This is a genomic window from Pseudomonas fluorescens, assembly GCF_902498195.1.
Classification (GTDB): domain Bacteria; phylum Pseudomonadota; class Gammaproteobacteria; order Pseudomonadales; family Pseudomonadaceae; genus Aquipseudomonas; species Aquipseudomonas fluorescens_BU.
In genome coordinates this window covers 125,976-150,685 of record NZ_CABVIY010000001.1, presented here as the reverse complement: position 1 = coordinate 150,685, position 24,710 = coordinate 125,976, and the positions used below count along the sequence as shown (strand labels likewise).

Sequence of the window (24,710 nt, the reverse complement as noted above, 5' to 3'; positions counted from 1 at the left end):
CCTTGCAGCGATGCGAGGCCGTCAGTTCGTGTTCGATGACATCAGCCCCAGGGCCAGGGTGCGGCGACAACCTTGAAGGTACTCCGGCCTACAACAAGAACAACGGAGAAAACTCATGGCGGTAATCGACGGCACAACCATGGGCAATGTGCCCAACCACGGGGTCACCAAGGAGGAGCGCAAGGTCATTTTCGCCTCGTCCCTGGGCACTGTGTTCGAATGGTATGACTTCTACCTGTACGGCTCCCTCGCCGCGATCATCGCCAAGCACTTCTTTGCAGGCGTCAACGAAACCACCTCCTTCATCTTCGCCCTGCTCGCGTTCGCCGCCGGCTTTGCCGTGCGGCCTTTCGGCGCGATTGTGTTTGGTCGGCTGGGGGACATGATCGGGCGCAAACACACCTTCCTCATCACCATCGTGATCATGGGGGTCTCCACGGCGATAGTGGGCTTCCTGCCCGGCTACGCGACCATCGGCGTGGCGGCACCGATCATTCTGATCACCCTGCGCCTGCTGCAAGGCCTGGCCCTGGGGGGCGAATACGGCGGTGCGGCGACCTACGTGGCCGAACACGCGCCCAAAGGCAAGCGCGGTTACTTCACTTCGTGGATTCAAACCACCGCGACCCTGGGCCTGTTCCTTTCGCTGCTGGTGATCCTCGCCTGCCGCACCGCGCTGGGCAATGAAGCCTTCGAAGCCTGGGGCTGGCGGATTCCGTTCCTGCTGTCGATCCTGCTGCTGGCGGTCTCGGTGTACATCCGCCTGCAACTGAGCGAGTCGCCGGTGTTCATGAAGATGAAGGCCGAAGGCAAGGCGTCCAAGGCACCCCTGACCGAATCCTTCGCCCGCTGGGATAACCTGAAGATCGTGATCATGGCCCTGCTCGGCGGCACTGCCGGCCAGGCCGTGGTCTGGTACACCGGGCAGTTCTATGCACTGTTCTTCCTGTTGCAGACGCTGAAGATCGACGCGCAGACCGCCAACCTGCTGATCGCCGGCTCGTTGCTGATCGGCACGCCGTTTTTCGTGATCTTCGGCAGCCTGTCCGACCGCATCGGCCGCAAGGGCATCATCATGGCCGGCTGTATTCTGGCGGCGTTGACCTACTTCCCGATCTTCCACGCGCTGACCCAGTACGGTAACCCCGACGTGTTCATCGCCCAGGAGAAGAACCCGGTCAAGGTGATCGCCGATCCCGAGCAGTGCTCCTTCCAGTTCGACCCGGTGGGCAAGGCCAAATTCACCAGTTCCTGCGACCTGGCCAAGACCATCCTGGCCAAGCGGGCCATCCCCTATGAGAACGTGAAGGCCGAACCGGGCACCGTGGCCCAGGTGCGCATCGGCGATAAAGTTGTGGAAAGCTTCGAAGGCACCGGCATGCCGGCCGCCGACTTCAAGACCCGCAACGACGCGTTCACCGCCACCCTCGCCACCGGCCTGAAAGAAGCCGGCTACCCCGAGAAGGCCGACCCGGCCAAGACCAACTACCCGATGGTGCTGCTGTTGCTGACGATCCTGGTGATCTACGTGACCATGGTCTACGGCCCGATCGCCGCCTGGCTGGTGGAACTGTTCCCGGCGCGCATCCGCTACACCTCGATGTCACTGCCCTACCACATCGGCAACGGCTGGTTCGGCGGCTTCCTGCCGACCGTGGCGTTCGCCATGGTGGCGGCCACGGGGGATATCTACTACGGGCTGTGGTACCCGATCGTCATCGCGGTGATGACGGCGGTGCTGGGGATTTTCTTCATGCCGGAAACCAAAGATCGGGAGATTCATCACACCTGAGGCAGACACTTACTATCCACTGTAGGAGCGAGCCTGCTCGCGATGGCGGCGGCACATTCACTATCAAGGTGACTGACAAACCGCTATCGCGAGCAGGCTCGCTCCTACAGGGTTTGCGGTGTGTCTTCAAATGCGTTTGGGCAACTCAATCTGTACCTTCAACCCGCCCCACCCGCTCTCCTGCAACCGCAACACCCCGCCCCAGGTGTCGACGATGTCCCGCACGATGCCAAGGCCCAGGCCATGCCCGTCGGTCTGTTCATCCAGCCGAGTGCCACGGCTGAACACCTGGTCGCGGCGATCTTCGGGAATGCCCGGCCCATCGTCCTCGACGCTCAACTCAAACCCTTGCGCGGTTTCGCTCACACTCAGGCGAACCTCCGCGTCCGCCCATTTGCAGGCGTTGTCGAGCAGGTTGCCGAGCAATTCCAGCACGTCTTCGCGATCCCACGGCAGTTGCAGGCCGGCCGGGGCCTGGTAGCTCAACGCAAGGTGTTCGCCGTGGATCATGTTCAACGTGGCCAGCAACCCAGGCAGTTCGGCAGTGCAATCGAACAAGGCGCCGGGCAGTGCGTCGCCGGACAACCGGGCGCGGTTGAGTTCGCGATTCAGCCGTTGCTGGACCTGTTCCAGTTGCGCCTTGAGGACCTTGCGCAGTTGCGGATGCGCGTCCAGCTGCTCGCTGGAGGCCAGGCTCAGCAGCACCGCCAACGGGGTTTTCAAGGCGTGGCCGAGATTGCCCAGGGCATTGCGCGAACGCTTGAGGCTGTCTTCGGTGTGAGCCAGCAAATGGTTGATCTGCGCCACCAGCGGTTCCAGCTCTACCGGCACCTGGTCATCGAGTTGCGAACGCTGGCCCTGTTGCAATTGCGCGATCTGTTCCCGGGCCTTTTCCAGCGGCCGCAAGGCGCGACGCACCGTGATCCGTTGCAACAGCAGAATCAGCAGCAACCCCGCCAGCCCCAGCCCGAGACCGATCTGCCGCATGCGCTGGAAGCTCTCGCGCACCGGGGTGTAATCCTGCGCCACGCTGATGGAAATCGACTGGCCGAGACGCCGATAGTCCGAGCGCAACACCAGCAACTGCTGCCCTTCCGGCCCCAATTGCAGGTTGCTGTGCAGCCCGGGTTGCTCCATCCGTGGCAGTTCCTGGTCCCACAACGAACGGGAACGCCAATGGTTGTCGGCAAAGTCGATACGGAAGTAATGACCGGAAAACGGTCGTTGATAGGCCGGCGACAGATGCCGCTCATCCAGTTGCAAGCCCTGCGGGCCGCGCACCAGCGCCACCAGCAGGTTCTCGCTGTCGTTGCGCAGCCCGGCTTCGAGGTAGCGCTGCAAGCCCATTTCGAACAGCCACAGGCTGGTTTGCGCCAGCACCAGGCCGACGACCACCATCACGCTGATCAGGCCCAGGCTCAGGCGGCGCTGGATCGATCTCAACGCGTTTGCCCGCCCAACAGGTAACCCTGGCCGCGACGGGTTTCGATCACGCTGCGCCCCAGCTTGCGGCGCAGATGATTGACGTGGACTTCCAGCACGTTGGAGTCGCGCTCGGTTTCACCGTCGTAGAGATGTTCGGCGAGGTGGCTTTTGGAAAGGATCTGCTCCGGGTGCAGCATGAAGTAGCGCAGCAGGCGGAATTCGGCGGCGGTCAGCTGAATCTCGGTGCCCTCGCGAATCGCGCATTGGCGCCCCTCATCCAGTTGCAGCCCGGCGGCCTTGAGGGTCGGTTGATTGACCTGGCCGTGGGAGCGGCGCAGCAGGGCCTGCACCCGCAAGTGCAGCTCTTCGGGATGAAAAGGCTTGGTCAGGTAATCGTCGGCGCCAGCCTTGAGCCCTTCGATGCGCTCGGCCCAAGACCCGCGGGCGGTGAGGATCAGCACCGGCGTGGCCAGCCCGCCCGCGCGCCATTGCGCCAGCACGTCAAGCCCCGGCAACCCCGGCAGGCCGAGGTCGAGGATGATCAGGTCATAGGGCTCGCTGCTGCCCTGGTACACCGCGTCACGCCCGTCGGCCAGCCAGTCCACGGCATAGCCCTGGCGATTGAGGCCGGCCATCAGTTCGTCGGCCAGGGGCACATGGTCTTCCACCAGGAGCAAACGCATCGGTCAATCTTCCTTGTCTTTGAGTAAACGGCCGGTGGCGGCATCGAGGTCGAGTTCGCGCACCACGCCTTCAGCGGTCAGCAACTCGACTTCATACATGTAGAGCCCGTGCTTCTCTTCCAGCTCGGCCTCCAGCAGCTTGGCGCCGGGATAACGATCCAGGGCGTTATGCAGCACTTGCTCCAGCGGCAGGATAACGCCTTGCTGGCGCAGGCGCAGGGCTTCGTCCTGATCGAGGTCACGGGCCAGGGCGAGCGAGCAGAAAGCAACAAGCGCCAGTGCCAGGCAGCACACGGCGCGCGTGGGTGAAGCAGGCCAAAACGATTTCATTACGTATCCTGATGATCCTTGCGCAACAGCCCGTCGGCCGCGTCCAGTTCCAGCTCCCATTCCACGCCTTGCGTGTCAGTCAGTTCAACCCGGTAGAGGTAGATGCCGTACCTTTTTTTCAACTCGATCTCGATGATGGTCGAACCCGGATGCCGGGCCAGGGCCACGGCCTCGACCTGCTCGACTGGCACAATGGTACCAGCGTCGACCAGTTTGCGGACTTCGTCGGAACGCAGGTCCCGGGTGTGGGCAAGGTTGGCGTTCAGGCCGAAGAGGACGAGCGCGATGAACAGCGCAGCCAGTATTTTCATGGGCGTCTCCGAATTTCTTGTGTTTCTTCGTGGAGAGCACCTTAGCCATTTCAACTTAATTGAAACTGAATGGCCATCATTGGTCACACCACAATCCCTGTGGGAGCGGGCTTGCTCGCGAAGTGGCGGTGTCCGTCAGCATCCGTGTTGAATGGCACACCGCTTTCGCGAGCAAGCCCGCTCCCACATAATGCGCCGCGTGCCAACATTCGAGACCGGTATGACCGCCATCCACATCAAGTTCCCCTCCCTGACGATCAAGGCCGGCCCGCGTGCCTTTGCGCGCATTCGGGACAACGGCCTCGACGCCGCCGACGTGGGCACACTGCCGGGGGCCGCGGGCGGCCCGAAGGCGCTGGGGATCCAGGGGCTGGACCTGGCCTTGTTCGGCGAATTTCTGCCCTCGGCGCCACGGGAGCGCTCGCTGATCGGTGCCTCGGTCGGCTCCTGGCGCTTCGCCAGTGCCTGCCTGCCCGACGCCGCCGAAGGCATTCGCCGTCTCGGCCAGCTCTACACCGAGCAGAACTTCGCCAAGGGCGTGACCATGGCGCAGATCAGCCAGAGTTCGCGGCGCATGCTCGATGACCTGCTCGACGGCCGCGATGCCGCCCTGCTCGCCAATGCCCATTACCGCCTGAATATCATGGTGGTCAAAAGCCACGGCCTGCTCGCGGACGATCATCGCGGCCGCCTGGGCCTGGGCCTGTCGTCGGTAATCGCCGACAACCTGCGCGGTCGCGCCCGGCTGTCGCGGCACTTCGAGCGGCTGATCATCCACGACCCGCGCCTGGCGCCGCCGGTCGATACGCTGAACGACTTCCCGTCGCGTTTTGTCGCCCTGGACGCCGGCAACCTGCGCCAGGCCTTGCTTGCCTCGGGCTCCATCCCGATGGTGATGGAAGGCGTGCGCGACCTGCCGGGGGCCGGCGCCGGCACCTTCCGCGACGGCGGCCTGCTGGACTATCACCTCGACCTGCCCTACAGCGGCGACGACATCGTGCTGTACCCGCACTTCACCGACCGGGTGATTCCCGGCTGGTTCGACAAAACCCTGCCCTGGCGCCGCGCCTGCCCGGCACGCCTGCAAAACGTGTTGCTGCTGGCACCCTCGAAGGAATATCTGTCGCGCCTGCCCTACGGCAAGCTGCCGGACCGCAATGACTTCAAGCGCTTCATGGGCGACGCCCCGAGCCGGCAGAAATACTGGCGCGCGGCGATGGATGAAAGCCGCCGGCTGGGCGACGAATTTCTCGAACTGGTCGCCAACGGTCGCCTTGGCGAGCGCTTGCTGACCCTTTAGTCAGGACAAACTGGTAAACTCGCCGCCTGCCCACATCGCCGCGGCGATCGCCACCTGAACAGAGCTGAAACCACTGTGGAAATTTTCAAAGAGTTCACCTTCGAATCCGCCCACCGCCTGCCCCACGTCCCGGACGGCCACAAGTGCGGGCGCCTGCACGGCCATTCGTTCAAGGTGGCGATCCACCTGAGCGGCGATCTCGATCCGCATACCGGCTGGATCCGCGACTTCTCGGAGATCAAGGCGATCTTCAAGCCGCTGTATGAGCGCCTGGACCACAACTACCTGAACGACATTCCCGGCCTGGAAAACCCGACCAGTGAAGTGCTGGCCAAGTGGATCTGGGTTGAGCTCAAGCCCCTGCTGCCCGAACTCAGCGCTATCCGCATCCACGAGACCTGCACCAGCGGCTGCATCTATCGCGGCGAGTAATCTCCAGACCTGCAAAATCCCTTGTGGGAGCGGGCTTGCTCGCGAATGCGGTTCGACATTCAATATTAATGCTGGCTGACACGATGCCTTCGCGAGCAAGCCCGCTCCCACAGGGGAACTGCGCTTCGTCAGTTGATTAAATAAACGGCCTTCAACGGCCGTTTTTTTATGCCTATGCTTTTTGCCTTTCCCCCCGCCAAGAGGACGCGTCCATGACTGACTGGCCGCTGGCTCAGACCTATCGCTTCAACGGACACTCGGTTCGCTACGCCGTACGGGGCGACGGCCCGCCACTGGTGTTCGTGCATGGCACGCCTTTCTCTTCCTGTGTCTGGCACCGGATCGCTCCGCACTTCATCACCACGCACCGGGTGCATTACTTCGATCTGCTGGGCTATGGGCAATCGGAGAAGGTCGACGGCGATGTCTCGCTCGGGGTGCAGAACCTGCTGTTGGCGCAACTGCTGGAACATTGGGGGCTCGATTGCCCGGACGTGGTGGCCCACGATTTTGGCGGCGCGACGGTTCTGCGCACCCACCTGCTCAATGGCCAGGACTACCGCAGCCTGACGCTGATCGACCCGGTGGCGCTGTCGCCCTGGGGCTCGCCGTTCGTGCAGCATGTGCGCCAGCACGAAGCCGCGTTCAGCGGGCTGCCCGACTACATCCAGCGGGCGATTGTGCCCGCTTATATACGCGCAGCGATCAAGCGCGATATCCCCGATGACGAACTCGCCCCCTACGTGCAACCGTGGCTGGGCGATCCGGGGCAAGCGGCGTTCTACCGGCAGATCGCGCAGATGGACGAGCGCTACACCCGCGAGGTTGAGGCGCTGTACCCGAGCATCCGCTGCCCGGTACAGATTCTCTGGGGCGAGGACGATCAGTGGATCCCCATCGAGCGCGGGCGTGCCTTGCAGGCCATGATTCCCGGCGCGCAATTTCACGCCATTCCCAATGCCGGCCATCTGGTGCAGGAGGATGCCCCTGAAGCCATCGTCGCCGCGCTGCTGCGATTTTTGCCCCTACCAGCATCCCCCTGACAAACCCCATTCCCTGTAGGAGTGAGCCTGCTCGCGATGGCGGCGTCACATCCGATAATGTCGTTGACTGACCCACCGCTATCGCGAGCAGGCTCACTCCTACAATTGAACGGTGCCACTGGCGGTAATTGCCGCTGCCAAGCTAACGTAGAGGTATCGCCTACACATTTTGATAAGGACCCTCCCGATGCACATCATCAACGCCCGGCTGCGCAACCAGGAAGGCCTGCATGAGTTGCACCTGGAAGACGGCCTGATCCGCAACATCGCCCGGCAGACCGAGGCCCCGACCCTGGGACCGGAGGATCTGGACGCCGGCGGCAACCTGGTGGTGCCGCCCTTTGTCGAGCCGCACATCCACCTCGACGCGACGCTGACCGCCGGCGAGCCGCGCTGGAACATGAGCGGCACGCTGTTCGAAGGCATCGAATGCTGGGGCGAACGCAAGGCGACCATTACCCTTGAAGACACCAAGACCCGCACCCGCAAAACCCTGCAGAGCCTCGCCGCCCACGGCATCCAGCACGTGCGGACCCACGTCGACGTCACCGATCCGCAACTGACCGCCCTCAAGGCGATGCTGGAAATCCGCGAGGAAAGCCGACACCTGGTCGACATGCAAATCGTCGCCTTCCCCCAGGAAGGCATCGAGTCGTACCGCAATGGCCGGGACTTGATGGAAGAAGCGATCCACATGGGCGCCGATGTGGTCGGCGGCATCCCGCACTTCGAGTACACCCGCGACCAGGGCGTCAGTTCGGTGAAGTTCCTGATGGACCTGGCCGAGCGCACCGGGTGCCTGGTGGATGTGCATTGCGACGAGACCGACGATCCGCATTCACGTTTTCTCGAAGTGCTGGCCGAAGAGGCCCGCAGCCGCGACATGGGTTCGCGGGTCACCGCCAGCCACACCACGGCCATGGGCTCCTATGACAACGCCTACTGCGCCAAACTGTTTCGCCTGCTCGGGCATTCAGGCATCAGTTTTGTCTCCTGCCCCACCGAAAGCATTCACCTGCAAGGGCGTTTCGACAACTTTCCGAAACGTCGCGGCGTGACCCGGGTCAACGAGCTGCTGGAAGCCGGCATGAATGTGTGTTTCGGCCAGGATTCGATCGTCGACCCGTGGTATCCGCTGGGCAATGGCAACATTCTGCGGGTGCTCGAAGCGGGCCTGCACATTTGCCACATGCTCGGTTACCGCAACCTGCAAAGCGCGCTGGACCTGGTCACCGACAACAGCGCCAAGGCCCTGGCCCTGGGTGATCGCTACGGCCTGGCGCCGGGGCGGCCGGCGAACCTGCTGATCCTGTCGGCCGAGAGCGACTACGAGGTGATCCGCAGCCAGGGGTTGCCGCTGTATTCGGTTCGCGGCGGCAAGGTGCTGATGAAGCGCACGATGCCGGTGGTGGAGTTCAGTGGTCTGGGCTGAGATGTGCGTTGACCGGACTGGCCACTTCGCGAGCAAGCCCGCTCCCACAGGGTATTTGTGAACGACACAGATCCAAGGTGGGAGCGGGCTTGCTCGCGAAGGCGTCGGTCCGGTCACCCCACCCACCGCGCCGTACCAAACAGACTGACCCGCTCCAACTCCCCCCGCGCCTCCTCCAGCAAAATCGGCGCAGTCCCCCCCGGCATCACCACCTTCACCTCCCCGGCCCTTACCCAGCCCACCCGCCACGCCGCACAGGCCACCGCCGTGGCACTGGTGCCCGACGACGCCGTAGGCCCCTCGCCCCGCTCGAACACCCGCGCAATCACGCGCTGTCCGGACTCATGCATCGCCCATTGCAAATTGATCCCCGCCGGACAGGGTCGCCCTGCCCCGGTCGGCATGGCATAGGCAATCCGCGTCAGCCCTTCGGATAACAGCGGTTCACGCATCTGCTCATTGCCCGGCAAGTCATCTGCGTGATCCACCAACGTCACGCAATGCGGATTGCCGACCCGCGCGAACTGACTGCGCGACCAGGCCGGGTTGAGGGATGCCAACGGCTGCACATGACTCAACTCGCGACCATTGAACGGCACACCTTCCACGCCCTGGGCACTGACCGCCTGCGGCCCGAACCCTGGCTTGCCCAGGTCCAGCCAGAACCCGTCCACAGCATCGACCTGCGCCGCTTTCACCGAGGTTTCACCCGGTGAAAGCACATCGGCCTTGTCGTGGTGAACCCTGAGCAGGCACGCCTGGTCCTTGGGCAAAAGCCCCTGGTCGCTGAGTGCCTGGGAAAAAATCGTCAAGCCGTTGCCGCTGCGCTCGGCGAGGGTGCCATCGGTGTTCACGATCAACAGATCAAAGGGCGGCGACGACTGGAACGGGCCGACCAGCAAACCGTCGCTGCAATGCTCCTTGCTGCCATCCGGTCGTGTGCCCGGCGCCCAGGAACAACACGCCTGGATGGCTGCCAACGCCCAGGATTCCCGGGTCTGCGCGGCAACGCTGGCCTGATCGGGCACGTCGATGCCGTCGCGGCGCAGGTCTTGCGGCGCCACGACCATGTAAATGTTGCCCCTTGCATCGTACCTCTGCGCCATGGCGCCCTCCCTCTGGAATGATCGGTCTGTCTCAACATATCGCGAAACATAGTCGGGCTGTGCAAGGATGTGCGCAGGCTGATCGAAACCTCGCCGGTCGATCACTGTCCCTAAGGGACGCGACGTTTTTTTGCCAAGGATTGATATGACCAACCTCAACACCCAGACCACATTCGTCCCGGGGCGCCTGGAACAGATGTCCACCCGTGTCGCCTTTTTCATCGCCGGGTTCGGCATCGCCGCCTGGGCGCCGCTAGTGCCCTATGCCAAGGCCCGGGCCGGGCTGGACGAAGGCACGCTCGGGTTGTTGCTGCTGTGCCTGGGGGTGGGTTCGATCCTGGCGATGCCGTTGGCCGGCCTGCTGGCCACGCGTTTTGGATGCCGCAAGGTGGCGACCGGCGGGACCTTGCTGATCTGTGCGGCGCTGCCGTTGCTGGCGACGGTATCGTCGATCCCGGCGTTGATTGCGGCGCTGTTCCTGTTCGGCGCCGGGTTGGGCACCGTGGATTCGACGGTGAACCTGCAAGCGGTGATCGTCGAGCGGGCCAGTGGCAAGAACATGATGTCCGGTTTCCACGGTCTGTTCAGCCTGGGCGGGATCGTCGGCGCGGCGGGCGTCAGCGGGTTGCTGGGCCTGGGGCTTTCGCCGCTGGGCGCGACGCTGGTGGTGATCGTCCTGTTGCTGGTCGCGCTGGCAAAAGCGGCGCCGCACCTGTTGCCGTACGGCAGCGAAAGCTCAGGGCCGGCGTTCGCCGTGCCCCATGGCATCGTGCTGTTCATTGGCGGGATGTGCTTCATCGTGTTCCTCGCCGAAGGCGCGGCCCTGGACTGGAGCGCGGTGTTCCTGGCGCAGGAACGCGGGATCGACACGGCGTATGCCGGATTGGGTTACGCGGCGTTTGCGCTGACCATGACTGTGGGTCGCTTGACCGGTGATGCAATCGTGCGCCGGCTTGGCGCGACGCGGGTGATTGTCTTCGGCGGGACCACCGCTGCGCTCGGGCTGTTGCTGGCGACATTCGCCCCCGGCTGGGAAGCGGCGCTGGTGGGTTATGCACTGCTGGGCGCTGGCTGCTCGAATATCGTGCCGGTGCTGTATACCGCCGTGGGCAAGCAGACGGTCATGCCGGAAAGCATCGCCGTGCCGGCCATTACCACCCTCGGTTACGCGGGAATCCTCGCCGGGCCCGCGTTGATCGGGTTCATCGCCCATGGCAGCAGCTTGAGCTTTGCCTTTGGCTTGATGGCGGTGTTGCTGCTGGCGGTGGCTATCGGTGGGAAAGTGTTGAAAGTCTAAAAAAGCTTCGTGGTGTGTCACGCAACATCCATTTCGAATGTAATGGCCCCTTCGCGAGCAAGCCCGCTCCCACATCAGATCTGCAGTGAACACATCATTTGTGCCTGAAGGAGATCAACTGTGGGAGCGGGCTTGCTCGCGAATGAAGGCACCGCGGTCTGTCAGAACCCGACGCTGGCCTGCACGAAGAACGTGCGCGGTGCGCCGACGTACATGCCCGAGTTGTTGTCGCTGGAGCGGGTGAAGTACTGCTTGTCGAAGATGTTTTTCACCCCGGCGCCGACTTTCAGGTTCGACACTGAAGGGCCGAAGTCATAGCCGCCACGCACGTTCCAGGTGACGTAACCCGGAATGTCGCCGTACTGGCCATCGGCGGTGCCTTCGGTGATGTAGTTGTTGGTGAAACTGCCGTCGGCGTTCACGGCGACACCCGGCGAGCGCTGTTTGGACTGAGCGAAGGCATCGACGTTGTAGGTCCAGCGGTCGATGTCGTAACGCAGGCCGGCGGTGGCCACCTGGCGCGAGTAGAACGGCAGGTCGCGGCCCTTGAAGTCCGGGATCTCGCCTTCGTATACGGCACGGGTGTAGGTGTAGCCGGCATTGGCGGTCAGGCCTTCCAGGCGTGGGTCCAGCGCCGCCATGTCGTAGTGCACCGAGGCCTCGATACCCCGGTGCGTGGTCGCGCCGAGGTTGGTCCAGCCCGCGTCGTTGCTGATGTACTGCAACTCTTTGTCGAAGTCGATGTAGAACAGCGTCACTTCGCCGCCCCACACATCATCGTTGTAGCGCGTGCCGATCTCGTAGGTCTTGGCCTTTTCCGGCTCCAGGCCGTTGGCCGTCTCGTCACCCGAGCCACCCTGGCCGAGCTGGAAATACTGCAGGGAGCCGAACGAGGTCTCGTAGTTGGCGAACAGTTTCCAGGCATCGGACATGTGGTACATCACGCTCAGCGCCGGCAGCGGCTCGTTGCTCTCGATGCTGCGGCGTTTTTCCTGCACCGGCTTGCCGGCGGTGTCGAGCACCGGGCGGTCGTGCCATTCGGTCTGGATATGTTCGAAACGCACACCCGGGGTGACGGTCCAGTTGCCGACATCGATTTTGTTGTCGACATACACCGCGTGGGCTTCAGTCCCGCCGGTACGGTCCTGGTACACATGGCCGTCCGAGGTCCTGGTCACCACAGGCTCGTTGCTGCTGTTGAGCGCCAGACGGCTGGCTTCCTCGTGCATGCCTTCCTTCAGGTAGCGATAACCGACACTGACTTCCTGGGTGGTCTGGCCGACGTCGAACACATGGGACACACGCGGCTCGATGCCATAGGTGTAGTAGGTGCGCGGAAACGAACCCAGGGTCTTCTGGTCGCGGGCGGCGATGTTGCTGCCACGGAAACTGTCGGAGTAGTAGGTCAGCACTTCGGCCTGGGTACGGTCGTCGATCTGCCGAATCCACTTGAACGACACGTCCTTGCGGCGGCCGCTGAAGTTGTCGTTGTTGCGGTCGGACTGGAACGGATCGGCATCGTACTGCGCCTGGGTCAGGCCGCCGGGCATGTCGGCGCTGGCGTCGTAGTAGTGAAAATTGAGGCTGAAATCGTCGACGTCGGTGGGCGCCCAGTGGGTCTTGAGGATCACGTCGTCGATGTCGTTGCCGTTGTTGCGTTCACGGTAGCCGTTGCCGTTCACGCCGGAGTACAACAGCGCCACGCCCATGCCGTTGTCGGCGGTGCCGCCCATGAAGGCGGTGTCGATGTGTTTCCAGCCACCGTGCTGGGAAGTCTCCAGGGTCGTGCCGATTTCCGCCGAGGCTTTTTCCGGGATCGCGCGGGTCACGAAGTTGATCACGCCGCCCACGTTCTGTGGTCCGTAACGCACGGAACCGGCGCCGCGCACCACGTCGATGCTGTCGAGGTTGCCGGAGGAAATCGGTGCCATCGACAGTTGAGGCTGGCCATACGGTGCGAACGCCGCCGGCACGCCGTCGATCAACACGGTGGAGCGTGGCGACAGGCGCGAAGTCAGGCCACGCACACCAACGTTGAGGGAAATATCGCTGCCGCCGGTGCCGTTAGCCTCCTGCACCTGCACGCCCGGTACACGCTTCAACACGTCGCCGACGTTCATCGCACCCTGCTCGACCATGGCTTCGCGGCGAATCACGGTACGCGCGCCAGGATGGTTCTGCACCACGGCGGCATCGGCGTCGCCGAGCCAGTCACCGACCACCTTGATGTCGGTCGCGCCCAGCTCCAGCGGGCCGCCGGCTGCCTGGGTCGACGCCGGCATCAGGGTCACCGAACCTTCATCGATGGAATATTGCAGGCCGCTGCCTTGCAGCAACTGACGCAGTGCCTCTTCCGGCGAAAGATTGCCGTCCACCGCCGGGGCTTGCTTGCCAGCGACCAGGTCAGGGCTGAAGAACACCTGCAACGAGGTTTGCTGGCCCAGCTGGGTCAAGGCCTGGCCCAAGGGTTGCGCCTGGATATGAATGGCGTCGGCGGCGAATGCCTGGGGCATCGCCACGTTGACCGCCAGCGCGAGCGCCAGCGGCAACCAGGGGAAGGTTTTGTTGTTAGCGGTGGAGGTATTCACGTCGAACGTATTCCTGTGGATCGCAAGAGTGTGCGCTTGTTAATGCAAACCAGTTGCAGTTGAACAGGAAGACGATGAACTCGAAAAAAACCTGAATTTTATTTTGAAATTATTTCCTGGCTGCCGTCATCGAGGGTGCGCACGGCCACCGGAAGGATGTTTGGCAGGGCCTTGAGCAAGGCATCGGTGTTGTCGGACTTGAACACGCTGGTCAGGCGCAGATCGCCCACCGCCGTGCTGCCGACCTTGAGTGGCTTGTCGCGGTAACGCGAGACCTGCTCGGCGACATCGGCCAGGCTGGCGTTGTTGAACACCAGCTTGCCGTTGCGCCAGGCCGTCAGTTCAGCCGGGTTGACCGCGTAGGCCGCCGCCACCTTGCCACGGGCATCGACATGGGTGCCCAGGCCTGCGGTGAGGTTGACGAAATCATCGTCGGCCGCCGAGTGCCCCTGGACCTTGACCGTGCCCTGCTCCACCACGACCCGCGTGTCGCTGATGCCCCGACGCACATCGAAGCGCGTGCCGGTGACCGTGACCTTGCCGCTACCGGCGTCCACGACAAATGGCCGGCTGCTGTCATGCTGAACGCTGAACATCGCCTCGCCTTCGGCCAGCTCGATGCCGCGGCGATCCTTTTCAAAGTGCACCTGAATCCGGCTGCGGCTGTCCAGGTCGACCAGCGAGCCATCCGGCAACGCGACTTGGCGGCGCTCGCCCAGGGCTGTGGAAAACTCCGCCGTGTAGGTCGACGATTGATTCAAGCCGCCGAAGAGCCCGAACCCGAGCGCCACCGCCAGCACACTGGCGGCCACCGCGTAACGCATGACCGGGCGACGCTTGCTACGGGCCGGCGTTTCTTCACACAGCGCCTGCAAACGCGCCGCCGGCAACAGGTCGGCGGCTTTCCACAGGCCCTGGAGCAATTCGAATTCGCTGCGGTGTTGAGGGTGTTCGTCCAGCCAGGCCTCGAACTGGCGACGCACATCGACGTCGATGACCGGTTCCTGCAAACGCACAAACCACTGCGCCGCTTCATCGCGTACGGTTGTTTGCCCGCAAGCACAATCACGAGTATCCATCATGGAAGTTCCTGTTTGGCCGGGGATGAAAAATCACACCGCATCATGGTGCAGGAGCTGGCGAAGCCTGCGATCTTTTGACTTTGGCTTTTAAAAGCAAGATCAAAAGATCGCAGCCTGCGGCAGCTCCTACAGGTGTTTCCATACATCATGATTGCAGTCCTTCAAGGCGGTCGCGCAGATGCCGCAGCGTGCGGATCATATACTTTTCCACCATGTTCTTGGACAGTCCAAGGCGTTCGGCGATTTCGGCCTGGGTCAGGCCTTCGATTTTCTGCCAGACAAACACCTTGCGGCAGTTGACCGGCAGCTCGGTGAGCGCCCGCTCGATGGAATCAGCCAACTGGATCGCATGCATGTAATGCTCCGGGTCGCCGGATGACGACACACTTTCATCGATCGCCTCTGACTCCATGGCGCCCCGCCGATCCTCACGCCGATAACCGTCCACCGCGATATTGCGTGCGGTCTGGTGCAGGTACGCCCGCGGTTGCTGCACCGCCGCCGAATCGGACTCAAGCACGCGCACAAAGGTATCGTGGGCCAGATCCTCGGCCTGCTGACGATTTCTCAGGCGACGGGTCCAGGTGCCAACCAACTCTTCGTAATGCTCGAAAAAGCCGTGTCTGCGGGGCAGCTTGGGGGTCATTGCGGCATGCTGTATAAACGGGGCGTGAATAGTAATGCTTCCTATTAACCCGAAGCAACGACTTCCCGTCCGGTGTGGCAATCGTGCTCCCGCGCCCCTGTAGGCGCTGCCGCAGGCTGCGATCTTTTGCGTTGGTTTTCAAGGTCGAAAGATCGCAGCCTGCGGCAGCTCCTACACCGCTCGTGCACGGACGGTGAGGGGTTTCAACTGACGCGGTTATAACCGCCCATAACGCCTTTTTTGGAAAGTACCCATTGCCACAGCTGAATGTCCCTGGCGCGAAACGCTCCGGCACAGGACAGCAGATAGTACTTCCACATTTTATGGAAACGCTCGCCCAGCTCCGCCGAGAACAGGCTCCAGTGGCGTTCAAAGTTCTCAAACCACGCCATTAGCGTCTTATCGTAATCGGCACCGAAGTTATGCAGATCCTCGGCGACAAACAAACCTTCGATGGACGTGGCGATCTGCGCAATGGAGGGTAAATCGCCATTGGGAAAGATGTACTTGTCGATCCACGGATCGGGCGCGGTTTTAGTCACATTCTTGCCAATGGTATGCAACAGGAACAAACCATCGTCCTTGAGGCAGCGGTTGGCGGTTTCCATGTAGATGCGATGGTTCTTTCGCCCGACGTGCTCGAACATGCCCACGCTGACAATATGATCAAACTGCTCATCCAGATCGCGATAATCCTGCAACCTGAATTCAAGCGGCAAATGTGCATAGGTTTGTCTGGCCCACTCGCACTGCTCTTTCGAAATGGTGACGCCCACGCATTCGACGCCGTAGTGCTCAGCGGCATAGGACATGAAGCTGCCCCAACCGCAGCCAATATCCAGCACTCGCATGCCCGGCTTCAAATCCAGTTTTCGGCAAATCAGGTCCAGCTTGGCGTTTTGTGCGGCGGCCAGAGTGTCCGCATCTTTCCAGTAGCCGCAGGTATAGGTCATGCGACTGTCGAGCATGCTGGAATAGAAATCGTTGCCCAGATCGTAGTGGCGTTCGCCGACTTCCCAGGCTTTGCGCTGGGTCTGGCGATTGGTGAGTTTTGCAGACAGGACATGAAAGATGATCGACAGTGGATTGACTGTCTCTGTCACCCCGGAGCGCATCAAGCGGGAGAAAAACTCGTCAAGCTCCTGAGCATCCCACAGCCCGGCCATGTAGGCCTCACCGAGGCCCAGGTTGCCTTTTGACAAGGCCAGTTCAGGAACGCCATTGCCCAAGAGCTGCATGTCAAAAGGCGAACTGCCATTCAAGGACAGGCCCGCCGTCTTCAATAAACCCTGCACAAACTGATACGCCTTGGTTTCGTTTACTTCTGTATCCGCGCAGCCGGTTAATTCAGTCCGCATAAACAAACCCTTACAGATCAAGTATATTTAAGATTGAATGCATCGCTATTAAGTACATGTATTTTCAAGACGTTTTCCAGTTCCTTCCTGACAAACTTCGTTGGAATCAACGCCAGGTTTGCATTGAGTTTCCTGATAACCCATCGCTGCCCCCGGTCGATAAAAAACAAACGTTCGACGATGTCTTCAATCGCCATCGCCTTGTTATAAAACTCACCGATATTCAAGCTCGGTTTACCCCCGAGGTACTTGATGCAATCTCGAATTCGCCTGCAACTTTCAGCTTCACCCATGTGAATCTCATTCAAGAGTTGTTGCTGCGTTTCGTCGGTCACTTCCCTGAGCGTGTCCATCGCCAGCCGCGCACCCGCCCTCTCGGCTTCGAGCAGTTCCTGAAGCAGGTTTATCGTGTCGTGCTTAACTGATTCGTTCATACAGATGGGCTCCTGAAGCGGTGCCCGGAAGCATATCCCCGGCCTTTTAATCAGAAGTAATGAATATTGATGAACCTATAGCGCAAAAAAAATGATGGAAACACCGCCACTGCAATCACCGATTACCGCTCTTTTTCAATGCAAAAAAAATGAACTGAAGTATCAATAATTTGATGTTGAAACCGGCGAACCACCCTGTGACTTATTGAAAAATGCAAGACCAATGCACTATTTACTTTTCAAACCAGTTAGCCGCCCCAGGTGATCCGTTCAGCGGAAATGTTGATTCCGGCACAGATCCAAAGGATTCTGGCAGGAATCCCAAAGCAGCCATCCACCGGCTGTAGCAAAGTGCTGGCATGCCTGACACCGGCTTTCCCGAAGGAACCCAGAAATGTTCACCTCCCTTGCGTCGCGACACAGACAACCGCTGGCCCGGCTCGCGCTGGCCATTACCTTGGGCACGCTCGGCCTGCCTTACTGGGCGGACACTGCCCAGGCCCACGGCGGTCACGCCGAAATGGTGCCGCTGCAAGCCGGCCTCGAAGAGTTTGGCGCCACGGTCAAATGGGACGACTACGCCAACCTGTTCACCATTGCCAAGGACGGGGTCTACCTCAAGGTCAAGCCCAACAGTAAAGTGGCCATGCTCAACGGCAAGCGTATCGAGTTGACGGTGCCGGTGGTGTTCAAGGACAAGACGGCCTTCATGTCCAAGGACTTCATCAACCAGGTGTTCCAGTCCGGCCTGGACACGACCTTCGTCGTGGAAACCCGCCCTAACCCGCTCAACCCGTTGAGCGCGCAGGAAATCACCACGGCGGTGGACATCGTCAAGAAATCCGAGCACTACCAGCCCGGCTTCCGATTCACCGAAGTGACGATCAAGGCACCGCCGAAGGACCAGGTGTGGAATTTCGTGTTCACCGGGCAAAACGTCGCCCAGCCTCGCGAGGCCTCGATCGTGGTGCTGGACGGCAAGCATGTGATCGAAGCGCTGGTGGATCTGGACAGCAAGCAACTCAAGTCCTGGAAGCCGATCGAAGGCGCCCACGGCATGGTGCTGCTGGACGACTTCGCCACCGTGCAAACCGCCGTCGAGACCAGCCCGGAATACGCCCAGGCCCTGGCCAAGCGCGGCATCAACGATGTGAAAAAGGTCGTGGCCACGCCGCTGACCGTCGGTTACTTCGACGGCAAGGACGGCCTGGCGCAGGACAAGCGCCTGCTGAAAATCGTCAGCTACCTCAATGTCGATGACGGCAACTATTGGGCGCACCCGATCGAAGGCCTGGTGGCGATTGTCGATCTGGAGCAGAAGAAGCTGATCAAGATCGAAGACGAAGCGCTGGTTCCGGTGCCGATGAAACCGACGCCCTATGACGGGCGCGGCCGCAAGGGCGTATCGGTCAAGCCGCTGGAAATCACCGAGCCCGAAGGCAAGAACTACACCATCACCGGCAGTAGCATTCACTGGCAGAACTGGGACTTCCACGTCCGCCTCGATTCGCGGGTCGGCCCGATCCTGTCCACCGTCACCTACGACGACAAGGGCAAGAAACGCAAAATCATGTACGAAGGCTCGCTGGGCGGCATGATCGTGCCTTACGGCGATCCGGATGTCGGCTGGTACTTCAAGGCTTACCTGGATTCCGGCGACTACGGCATGGGCACCCTGACCTCGCCGATTGCCCGTGGCAAAGACGCCCCGGAAAACGCCGTGCTGCTGGACGCCACCATCGCCGACTACACGGGCGCGCCGACCGCGATTCCCCGCGCCATGGCGGTGTTCGAACGCTACGCCGGCCCCGAGTACAAGCACCAGGAAATGGGTCAGCCCAACCTCAGCACCGAACGGCGTGAACTGGTGGTGCGCTGGATCAGCACCGTGGGCAACTACGATTACATCTTCGACTGGGTCTTCCAGCAGAACGGCACCATCGGCATCGACGCCGGCGCCACCGGTATCGAAGCGGTCAAAGGCGTGAAGTCCAAGACCATGCACGAAGAAACCGCCAAGGAAGACACGCGCTACGGCACCCTGCTCGACCACAACATCGTCGGCACCACGCACCAGCACATCTACAACTTCCGCCTGGACATGGACGTGGACGGCGAAAGCAACTCCCTGGTGGAGGTGAACCCGGTGGTGCTGCCCAACGACCGTGGCGGCCCGCGCACCAGCACCATGCAAACGGAAACCCGCGTGGTCAGCACCGAACAGCAGGCCGCGCAGAAATTCGACCCGTCGACCGTGCGCCTGCTGACCAACTTCAGCAAGGAAAACAAAGTCGGCAACCCGGTTTCCTATCAGTTGATTCCCTATGCCGGCGGCACGCACCCGGTGGCCAAGGGCGCCAACTTCGGCAAGGACGAATGGCTGTACCACCGCCTGAGCTTCATGGACAAGCAACTGTGGGTCACGCAGTACAACCCGGAAGAGAAATACCCGGAAGGCAAGTACCCGAACCGCTCGGACAAGGACTCGGGCCTGGGCCAGTTCACCCAGGATAACCACGCCATCGAAAACACCGACGATGTGGTCTGGCTGACCACCGGCACCACCCACATCGCCCGTGCCGAAGAGTGGCCGATCATGCCGACCGAGTGGGTGCATGTGCTGTTGAAGCCGTGGAATTTCTTCGATGAAACGCCGACGCTGAACCTCAACTCACCGAAGTAACCCGGCAATACACAAAAACCTGTGGGAGCGGGCTTGCTCGCGAAGGCGTCCTGTCATTCAACATTTATGTCGACTGACACGACGCCTTCGCGAGCAAGCCCGCTCCCACAGGATTATTGAATCTTCAGAACGATCTCAAGCATGCTGCTTGCGGTACTCCCCCGGCGCAATGCCGAAGCGGGTCTTGAACGCCGTGGAAAAGTAGCTCGAATCGGAAAACCCCCACGAATACCCCAGCACCGACAACTTCTGCTCCTTGCCCGACTGGCGCAGGGATTCGGCGCACAGGTCCAGGCGACGGTTCTTGATGTAGCGCGCCACCACCAGGCCTTTCTTGGCGAACATCCGGTACAGGCCACGGGTCGACATGCCGACTTCCCGCGCCAGCCATTCCGGGCACAGTTCTTCGGAGCGGATGTGCTGGTCGATAACACTCAGGGTCTTGCGGAAGGTGCGCTCGTGCAGATCGGTGCACTCGTCGCTCTGGCTGATCGCCGGGCGCAGCAGGCTGACAATCGCTTCCAGCGTCGCCTCGCTTTCCTGGCGGCTCAGGTCCGGCTGGCGCGTGGCCTCAAGGATCAAGCGATGCGAGAGCATGGCCATGGGGGATGTCGCCGGGATGCGATGGCCGCATTTGACCTGATTGAAGCGCAGGGTCTGTTCCACCAGCTGATAAGGCAGAATCAGCGACAACTGCCGGGAGTTGTCGCTGTAGGTGAAGTCACTGGGCCGCGAGGCATCGATCAGCGTGATGTCACCGGCGGACAACAACACCTTGTCGTCACCCTGGGCCATGCCCGCCGTGCCATCGAGCTGGAACACCGCGAAATACTTGCCGCCCTCGCCCGCCGCGACTTCCTGCGGCGTGCGGTACAGCCGCGCCTGGCAGGCATCGACGAAGCTGAGCTTGAGGGCTTCGCTGCGGTATTCGCGGATTTGCCCGGCGAATCCGGCGCCCAGGGGTTGAGCGTTGAAGGCGCCACAGATCTGGTTGATCTGATGGATCCACTGATCGAACCCATCCTGGCGCTGTGCGTTTGTAGAAATCATGGCAGGCCTCACGCAGGCTTATTTTTATTGTCTACGTCAATCCAAAAACTCTCCTGAACAGCAACGCTCCCTGAACGACGACGGGTTATTTCAACCCGCCAAAACGTCGATAAAAACTCTCGCCCACGTCCGGCAACGGGCCGTCGGCGGTTTCCAGTGCACTGTTCAGCCATTCCTCGGCCTTGGCGTAAATCAAACGGTAGATGTTGCGGCACAACTGGCGGGCGGCTCGACCTTCCCAATCGCCGGGCAACAATTCGTCCGGCAATTGCGGGTCGCGCAACAGCAGTTTGCGGTACTCGTGAATCAGCAGGATCCGTGCCAGGAAGCAGTCCGCCGGTTGCAGGTTTTCCTGCTCGCGAAGCGCTTGCCAGAGCGGTCGGAACAACTGGATGAACTCGCTGTAATGGGTCGCCAGTTCCTCGATGTTCCAGCTCTCGCGCACCTGAAGGCGCAAGGCCTTGGAGGCCAGCACGTCCTGGGCGGTGGTTTCGAAAACGATGGTGTCTTCCTGGGCCCCGAGGTCGAGCAGGGTGGCGTTGACATCGTTGCGATCACTGCGCGGGCAAGCCAGCACCATCGGCGAAATCGCACCAAAACCTTGCCACTCCAGTTCTTCGCGCACCTGTTTGCGTTTGTCCTGGGTCAATTGCGAGAGCATCACCAGGCACCAGGAACCATCCCACGCCGGCATGCTGGTGCTGTAGACCCGCTTGAACGCCTTGTCGAAACGCCGCCGGCCGGTGCCGGTCAGGCTGTAGTAACTGCGCCGGCCGACTTTTTCGGCGGTCAGCCAGCCTTCCTTGGTCAAACGAAAAATCGAGGTGCGAATCAGCCGTTCGTTGATGCCGATCGGTTCGAGCAATTGAATCAGGCTGCCGAGCCACACCGTCCCGCCATGGGGCTCGATGGCATCACCGTACAGGGTGATGATCAGGGAGCTGGCGCGGATCGGCGTCTGTTCCTGGAAACGGGTGATCAGGTGGTTCAGGGGTGTCAGGGACGACATGGGCGTACCGGGCTGAAAAAAGAAAAGGAATATACCGAAAGCCACAATCCCTGTGGGAGCGGGCTTGCTCGCGAAGGCGTTGTGTCAGTCGACATCAATGTTCAATGACACACCGCCTTCGCGAGCGAGCCCGCTCCCACATTGAACCGTGTTCACAGGGAATTACCCTTGGGCCGCAACCCACGGTCACTCATACGCGGCCGATCCGCTTCGGGCTCGGTCAATGGCTCACACACCTGCATCTGTTCCAGGCAGCGCTTGGCCAGTTCCTGATACTCACGGGTGCCCGCCTGCTTCCACGCCACTTCCTGATCGCTGAGTGTGCGTTTGACAATCGCCGGGGCGCCCATGACCAGCGACTGCTCGGCACATTCGAAGCCGGCCTTGACGAACGCCGCCGCCGACACGAAGGAGCGCGGGCCGATGCGGGCGTTGTCCATCACCACCGCATTCATCCCCACCAACGCATCAGCGCCGATCCGGCAACCGTGCAGCACCGCGCCATGGCCGATGTGGCCGTTGCGCTCGACCACGGTGTCGCTGTCGGGAAAGCCGTGCATCACGCAGGTGTCCTGCAGGTTGGCGCCCTCCTCCAGCACGATCCGCCCAAAGTCACCGCGCAGGCTCGCCAAGGGTCCGACATAGCAATGCGGGCCGACGATCACGTCACCAATCAGTACCGCTGACGGATGGACATAAGCACTGGGGTCGACCACCGGGGTCAGGCCGTCGAGGCTGTAGCAAGTCATTGGCAGGTTCCTTCACAAAGCGATGCCGATATGGACGCATTTTGTATCACATCGCTTTTACCAGCACAAAGACTAAAAAGCGTATCACTTGATAGAGGCCTTCCAACGGGCTGTTATTCCGGCCCTTGAACCGCCATAGACATCAGTAAAATCAACACTCACAGCGCAAACAGCCATCTCTCGCAGCCCACCTTCAAAAATCCTGAATCCGACAATAGGACACATTAAATCGTTTTTTGTGTTGATTTTACGTATCACGTTGTAGGTATACTCCGGCAAAACCGGCCGCCCCGTGGCCGATCCAATAACAAGCCGGCATCACCGCCGTGCGTACACCCTGAGGGCAACCGCCGTGCCTCAAACCCTGACCGTCGAAACGATCGAGACTGGCGTGCGCCTGATTACCCTGCAGCGCCCGCAAGCGCTGAACGCCCTGAACACCCAGTTGCTGGGCGAACTGGCGGATGAACTCAGCGTCGCTCAAGCCGATCCCGACACCCGCGCCGTGGTCATCACTGGCAGCCGCAAGGCGTTCGCCGCCGGTGCCGACATCAAGGAAATGGCCGAGCGCGACCTGGTCGGCATCCTCGACGACCCGCGCCAGGCTTCGTGGCAAGCCATCACCCGCTTCAGCAAACCGCTGATCGCCGCCGTCAACGGCTTCGCCCTCGGCGGTGGCTGCGAACTGGCGATGCACGCCGACATCATCATTGCCGGCGAAGACGCGCGTTTCGGCCAGCCGGAAATCAACCTCGGGATCATGCCCGGCGCCGGTGGCACCCAACGCCTGCTGCGCGCTGTCGGCAAGTCCATGGCCATGCAGATGGTGCTGACCGGCGAGCCGATCGACGCCCGCCAGGCGCAACGCGCCGGCCTGGTCAGCGAAGTCACGCAACCGGAATTCACCGTCGAGCGCGCCCTGCAAGTGGCCCGCGCCATCGCCGCCAAGGCCCCATTGGCGGTGCGCCTGGCCAAGGAAGCGCTGCTCAAGGCCATGGACACCGACCTGGCCAGCGGCCTGCGTTTCGAGCGCCACGCCTTTACCGTGCTGGCCGGCACCCGCGACCGCAATGAAGGCATCGCGGCGTTCCAGGAAAAGCGCACGCCGACCTTTACCGGCCAGTAATCCACGAATTCGTACGACCTCCCAGAGAGCGCCAAGACCATGAACTTCGAACACATCCTGTTTTCCATCGAGGCCGGCGTCGCCCTGCTGAGCCTTAATCGCCCGGACCAGCTCAACAGCTTCAACACCCAGATGCACGGCGAAGTGAAGGAAGCACTGAAACAGGTCCGGCAGAACCCCGACGTGCGCGTGCTGCTGCTGACCGGCGAAGGCCGTGGTTTCTGCGCCGGGCAAGACCTGAGCGACCGCAACGTCTCGCCGGGCAGCGCCGTGCCGGACCTGGGCGAGTCCATCGAGAAGTTCTACAACCCGCTGATCCGCCAATTGCGCGATCTGCCGATGCCGGTGATTTGCGCGGTCAATGGCGTGGCCGCGGGTGCCGGCGCAAACATTCCGCTGGCCTGCGACCTGGTGCTGGCGGCGCGCTCGGCCAGTTTCATCCAGGCCTTCTGCAAGATCGGCCTGATTCCCGATTCCGGTGGCACCTGGACCCTGCCGCGCCTGGTCGGCATGGCCCGCGCCAAGGCGTTGGCCTTGCTGGGCAATCGCCTGAGCGCCGAACAGGCCGAGCAATGGGGCCTGATCTATCGCTGCGTGGAAGACGCCGAACTGCGCGATGAAGCACTGAAGCTCGCGCAACACCTGGCCACCCAGCCGACCTACGGCCTGGCGCTGATCAAACGCAGCCTGAACGCGAGCCTGAGCAACAGCTTCGACGAACAGCTGGAACTGGAACGCGACCTGCAACGCCTGGCCGGGCGCAGCGAGGATTACCGCGAAGGCGTCAGCGCCTTCATGGAAAAACGCACCCCAAGCTTCAAGGGACGCTGAGTC

22 protein-coding genes are annotated in these 24,710 nt (G+C 61.7%); 9 read left to right on the top strand and 13 right to left on the bottom strand.

What is annotated here, in order from left to right; genetic code table 11:
* Positions 1–115 precede the first annotated feature (115 nt).
* Positions 116–1,792 (top strand): MFS transporter, encoded by a 1,677-nt coding sequence (locus F8N66_RS00570; RefSeq protein WP_150768332.1) that lies wholly within the window; start codon positions 116–118, stop codon positions 1,790–1,792.
* Between the two features lie 126 nt (positions 1,793–1,918).
* On the opposite strand, the gene F8N66_RS00565 is transcribed toward F8N66_RS00570, so the two are convergent.
* The 4 genes from F8N66_RS00565 to F8N66_RS00550 are packed head-to-tail and all read right to left on the bottom strand — an operon-like array spanning position 1,919 to position 4,541.
* Positions 1,919–3,235 carry a sensor histidine kinase gene (locus tag F8N66_RS00565; protein WP_150768331.1) on the bottom strand — a complete coding sequence of 439 codons (1,317 nt, stop codon included), beginning with the start codon at positions 3,233–3,235 and terminating at the stop codon, positions 1,919–1,921.
* Positions 3,232–3,900, bottom strand: a complete 669-nt coding sequence (locus F8N66_RS00560) for a response regulator transcription factor (protein WP_150768330.1) — start codon at positions 3,898–3,900, stop codon at positions 3,232–3,234. The genes F8N66_RS00565 and F8N66_RS00560 overlap by 4 nt, the downstream gene beginning before the upstream one ends.
* Before the next feature lie 3 nt (positions 3,901–3,903).
* Positions 3,904–4,230, bottom strand: a complete 327-nt coding sequence (locus F8N66_RS00555; protein WP_150768329.1) for a PepSY domain-containing protein — start codon at positions 4,228–4,230, stop codon at positions 3,904–3,906.
* Complete coding sequence (locus F8N66_RS00550; protein WP_150768328.1) at positions 4,230–4,541, bottom strand: PepSY domain-containing protein; 312 nt, start codon at positions 4,539–4,541, stop codon at positions 4,230–4,232. The genes F8N66_RS00555 and F8N66_RS00550 overlap by 1 nt, the downstream gene beginning before the upstream one ends.
* Positions 4,542–4,761: 220 nt before the next feature.
* Here F8N66_RS00550 and F8N66_RS00540 point away from each other — a divergent pair, with 220 nt between their 5' ends.
* From F8N66_RS00540 to codA, 4 genes are all read left to right on the top strand, one after another.
* Positions 4,762–5,841 carry a patatin-like phospholipase family protein gene (locus F8N66_RS00540; protein ID WP_150768327.1) on the top strand — a complete coding sequence of 360 codons (1,080 nt, stop codon included), beginning with the start codon at positions 4,762–4,764 and terminating at the stop codon, positions 5,839–5,841.
* 75 nt (positions 5,842–5,916) lie between these two features.
* On the top strand, positions 5,917–6,273 hold the full coding sequence (gene queD, locus F8N66_RS00535) for a 6-carboxytetrahydropterin synthase QueD (RefSeq protein ID WP_065884039.1): 357 nt from the start codon (positions 5,917–5,919) through the stop codon (positions 6,271–6,273).
* A gap of 212 nt (positions 6,274–6,485) precedes the next feature.
* Positions 6,486–7,316 carry an alpha/beta fold hydrolase gene (locus F8N66_RS00525; protein WP_150768326.1) on the top strand — a complete coding sequence of 277 codons (831 nt, stop codon included), beginning with the start codon at positions 6,486–6,488 and terminating at the stop codon, positions 7,314–7,316.
* Positions 7,317–7,503: 187 nt separating this feature from the next.
* On the top strand, positions 7,504–8,748 hold the full coding sequence (gene codA, locus F8N66_RS00515) for a cytosine deaminase (protein WP_150768324.1): 1,245 nt from the start codon (positions 7,504–7,506) through the stop codon (positions 8,746–8,748).
* A 113-nt stretch (positions 8,749–8,861) separates the two neighbouring features.
* On the opposite strand, the gene F8N66_RS00510 is transcribed toward codA, so the two are convergent.
* Positions 8,862–9,854 (bottom strand): diaminopimelate epimerase, encoded by a 993-nt coding sequence (locus F8N66_RS00510; RefSeq protein ID WP_150768323.1) that lies wholly within the window; start codon positions 9,852–9,854, stop codon positions 8,862–8,864.
* Positions 9,855–9,999: 145 nt separating this feature from the next.
* Between F8N66_RS00510 and F8N66_RS00505 the strand changes: the two genes are divergently transcribed.
* Positions 10,000–11,151, top strand: a complete 1,152-nt coding sequence (locus tag F8N66_RS00505; protein ID WP_150768322.1) for an MFS transporter — start codon at positions 10,000–10,002, stop codon at positions 11,149–11,151.
* Between the two features lie 161 nt (positions 11,152–11,312).
* Here F8N66_RS00505 and F8N66_RS00500 read toward each other — a convergent pair whose 3' ends face one another.
* The 5 genes from F8N66_RS00500 to F8N66_RS00480 form a co-directional block, all read right to left on the bottom strand.
* Complete coding sequence (locus F8N66_RS00500) at positions 11,313–13,739, bottom strand: TonB-dependent siderophore receptor (protein ID WP_150768321.1); 2,427 nt, start codon at positions 13,737–13,739, stop codon at positions 11,313–11,315.
* 98 nt (positions 13,740–13,837) lie between these two features.
* Entirely contained in the window at positions 13,838–14,821 is a 984-nt protein-coding gene (locus F8N66_RS00495) for a FecR family protein (protein WP_150768320.1), read from the bottom strand.
* 145 nt (positions 14,822–14,966) lie between these two features.
* Complete coding sequence (locus F8N66_RS00490) at positions 14,967–15,467, bottom strand: sigma-70 family RNA polymerase sigma factor (RefSeq protein WP_150768319.1); 501 nt, start codon at positions 15,465–15,467, stop codon at positions 14,967–14,969.
* Between the two features lie 203 nt (positions 15,468–15,670).
* Complete coding sequence (gene cfa / locus F8N66_RS00485) at positions 15,671–16,825, bottom strand: cyclopropane fatty acyl phospholipid synthase (protein ID WP_150768318.1); 1,155 nt, start codon at positions 16,823–16,825, stop codon at positions 15,671–15,673.
* A 17-nt stretch (positions 16,826–16,842) separates the two neighbouring features.
* Entirely contained in the window at positions 16,843–17,259 is a 417-nt protein-coding gene (locus F8N66_RS00480; protein WP_150768317.1) for a DUF6306 domain-containing protein, read from the bottom strand.
* Between the two features lie 394 nt (positions 17,260–17,653).
* Between F8N66_RS00480 and tynA the strand changes: the two genes are divergently transcribed.
* Positions 17,654–19,942 (top strand): primary-amine oxidase, encoded by a 2,289-nt coding sequence (gene tynA / locus F8N66_RS00475; RefSeq protein WP_150768316.1) that lies wholly within the window; start codon positions 17,654–17,656, stop codon positions 19,940–19,942.
* Between the two features lie 135 nt (positions 19,943–20,077).
* On the opposite strand, the gene feaR is transcribed toward tynA, so the two are convergent.
* The 3 genes from feaR to paaY form a co-directional block, all read right to left on the bottom strand.
* Entirely contained in the window at positions 20,078–20,992 is a 915-nt protein-coding gene (feaR, locus tag F8N66_RS00470) for a transcriptional regulator FeaR (protein ID WP_150768315.1), read from the bottom strand.
* A gap of 85 nt (positions 20,993–21,077) precedes the next feature.
* The gene (gene paaX / locus F8N66_RS00465; protein WP_150768314.1) at positions 21,078–22,001 is read right to left on the bottom strand and encodes a phenylacetic acid degradation operon negative regulatory protein PaaX; all 924 of its coding nucleotides are present in this window, start codon (positions 21,999–22,001) and stop codon (positions 21,078–21,080) included.
* A 152-nt stretch (positions 22,002–22,153) separates the two neighbouring features.
* Positions 22,154–22,750 (bottom strand): phenylacetic acid degradation protein PaaY, encoded by a 597-nt coding sequence (gene paaY / locus F8N66_RS00455; protein ID WP_150768313.1) that lies wholly within the window; start codon positions 22,748–22,750, stop codon positions 22,154–22,156.
* 352 nt (positions 22,751–23,102) lie between these two features.
* Here paaY and paaF point away from each other — a divergent pair, with 352 nt between their 5' ends.
* Together paaF and paaG are read left to right on the top strand one after the other, a co-directional pair.
* The gene (paaF, locus tag F8N66_RS00450) at positions 23,103–23,876 is read left to right on the top strand and encodes a 2,3-dehydroadipyl-CoA hydratase PaaF (RefSeq protein WP_150768312.1); all 774 of its coding nucleotides are present in this window, start codon (positions 23,103–23,105) and stop codon (positions 23,874–23,876) included.
* 39 nt (positions 23,877–23,915) lie between these two features.
* Positions 23,916–24,707: a 2-(1,2-epoxy-1,2-dihydrophenyl)acetyl-CoA isomerase PaaG gene (gene paaG, locus F8N66_RS00445; protein WP_150768311.1), complete on the top strand. Its 792-nt coding sequence runs from the start codon at positions 23,916–23,918 to the stop codon at positions 24,705–24,707.
* Positions 24,708–24,710: the final 3 nt, after the last annotated feature.

What these genes read in the sequence shown, in the direction of transcription:
- F8N66_RS00570 (WP_150768332.1), top strand. Translation starts at nt 116, where the DNA reads ATGGCGGTAATCGACGGCACAACCATGGGCAATGTGCCCAACCACGGG.
- F8N66_RS00560 (WP_150768330.1), bottom strand. Translation starts at nt 3,900, where the DNA reads ATGCGTTTGCTCCTGGTGGAAGACCATGTGCCCCTGGCCGACGAACTG.
- F8N66_RS00555 (WP_150768329.1), bottom strand. Translation starts at nt 4,230, where the DNA reads ATGAAATCGTTTTGGCCTGCTTCACCCACGCGCGCCGTGTGCTGCCTG.
- F8N66_RS00550 (WP_150768328.1), bottom strand. Translation starts at nt 4,541, where the DNA reads ATGAAAATACTGGCTGCGCTGTTCATCGCGCTCGTCCTCTTCGGCCTG.
- F8N66_RS00540 (WP_150768327.1), top strand. Translation starts at nt 4,762, where the DNA reads ATGACCGCCATCCACATCAAGTTCCCCTCCCTGACGATCAAGGCCGGC.
- F8N66_RS00525 (WP_150768326.1), top strand. Translation starts at nt 6,486, where the DNA reads ATGACTGACTGGCCGCTGGCTCAGACCTATCGCTTCAACGGACACTCG.
- codA (WP_150768324.1), top strand. Translation starts at nt 7,504, where the DNA reads ATGCACATCATCAACGCCCGGCTGCGCAACCAGGAAGGCCTGCATGAG.
- F8N66_RS00510 (WP_150768323.1), bottom strand. Translation starts at nt 9,854, where the DNA reads ATGGCGCAGAGGTACGATGCAAGGGGCAACATTTACATGGTCGTGGCG.
- F8N66_RS00505 (WP_150768322.1), top strand. Translation starts at nt 10,000, where the DNA reads ATGACCAACCTCAACACCCAGACCACATTCGTCCCGGGGCGCCTGGAA.
- F8N66_RS00495 (WP_150768320.1), bottom strand. Translation starts at nt 14,821, where the DNA reads ATGATGGATACTCGTGATTGTGCTTGCGGGCAAACAACCGTACGCGAT.
- F8N66_RS00490 (WP_150768319.1), bottom strand. Translation starts at nt 15,467, where the DNA reads ATGACCCCCAAGCTGCCCCGCAGACACGGCTTTTTCGAGCATTACGAA.
- cfa (WP_150768318.1), bottom strand. Translation starts at nt 16,825, where the DNA reads ATGCGGACTGAATTAACCGGCTGCGCGGATACAGAAGTAAACGAAACC.
- F8N66_RS00480 (WP_150768317.1), bottom strand. Translation starts at nt 17,259, where the DNA reads ATGAACGAATCAGTTAAGCACGACACGATAAACCTGCTTCAGGAACTG.
- tynA (WP_150768316.1), top strand. Translation starts at nt 17,654, where the DNA reads ATGTTCACCTCCCTTGCGTCGCGACACAGACAACCGCTGGCCCGGCTC.
- feaR (WP_150768315.1), bottom strand. Translation starts at nt 20,992, where the DNA reads ATGATTTCTACAAACGCACAGCGCCAGGATGGGTTCGATCAGTGGATC.
- paaX (WP_150768314.1), bottom strand. Translation starts at nt 22,001, where the DNA reads ATGTCGTCCCTGACACCCCTGAACCACCTGATCACCCGTTTCCAGGAA.
- paaY (WP_150768313.1), bottom strand. Translation starts at nt 22,750, where the DNA reads ATGACTTGCTACAGCCTCGACGGCCTGACCCCGGTGGTCGACCCCAGT.
- paaG (WP_150768311.1), top strand. Translation starts at nt 23,916, where the DNA reads ATGAACTTCGAACACATCCTGTTTTCCATCGAGGCCGGCGTCGCCCTG.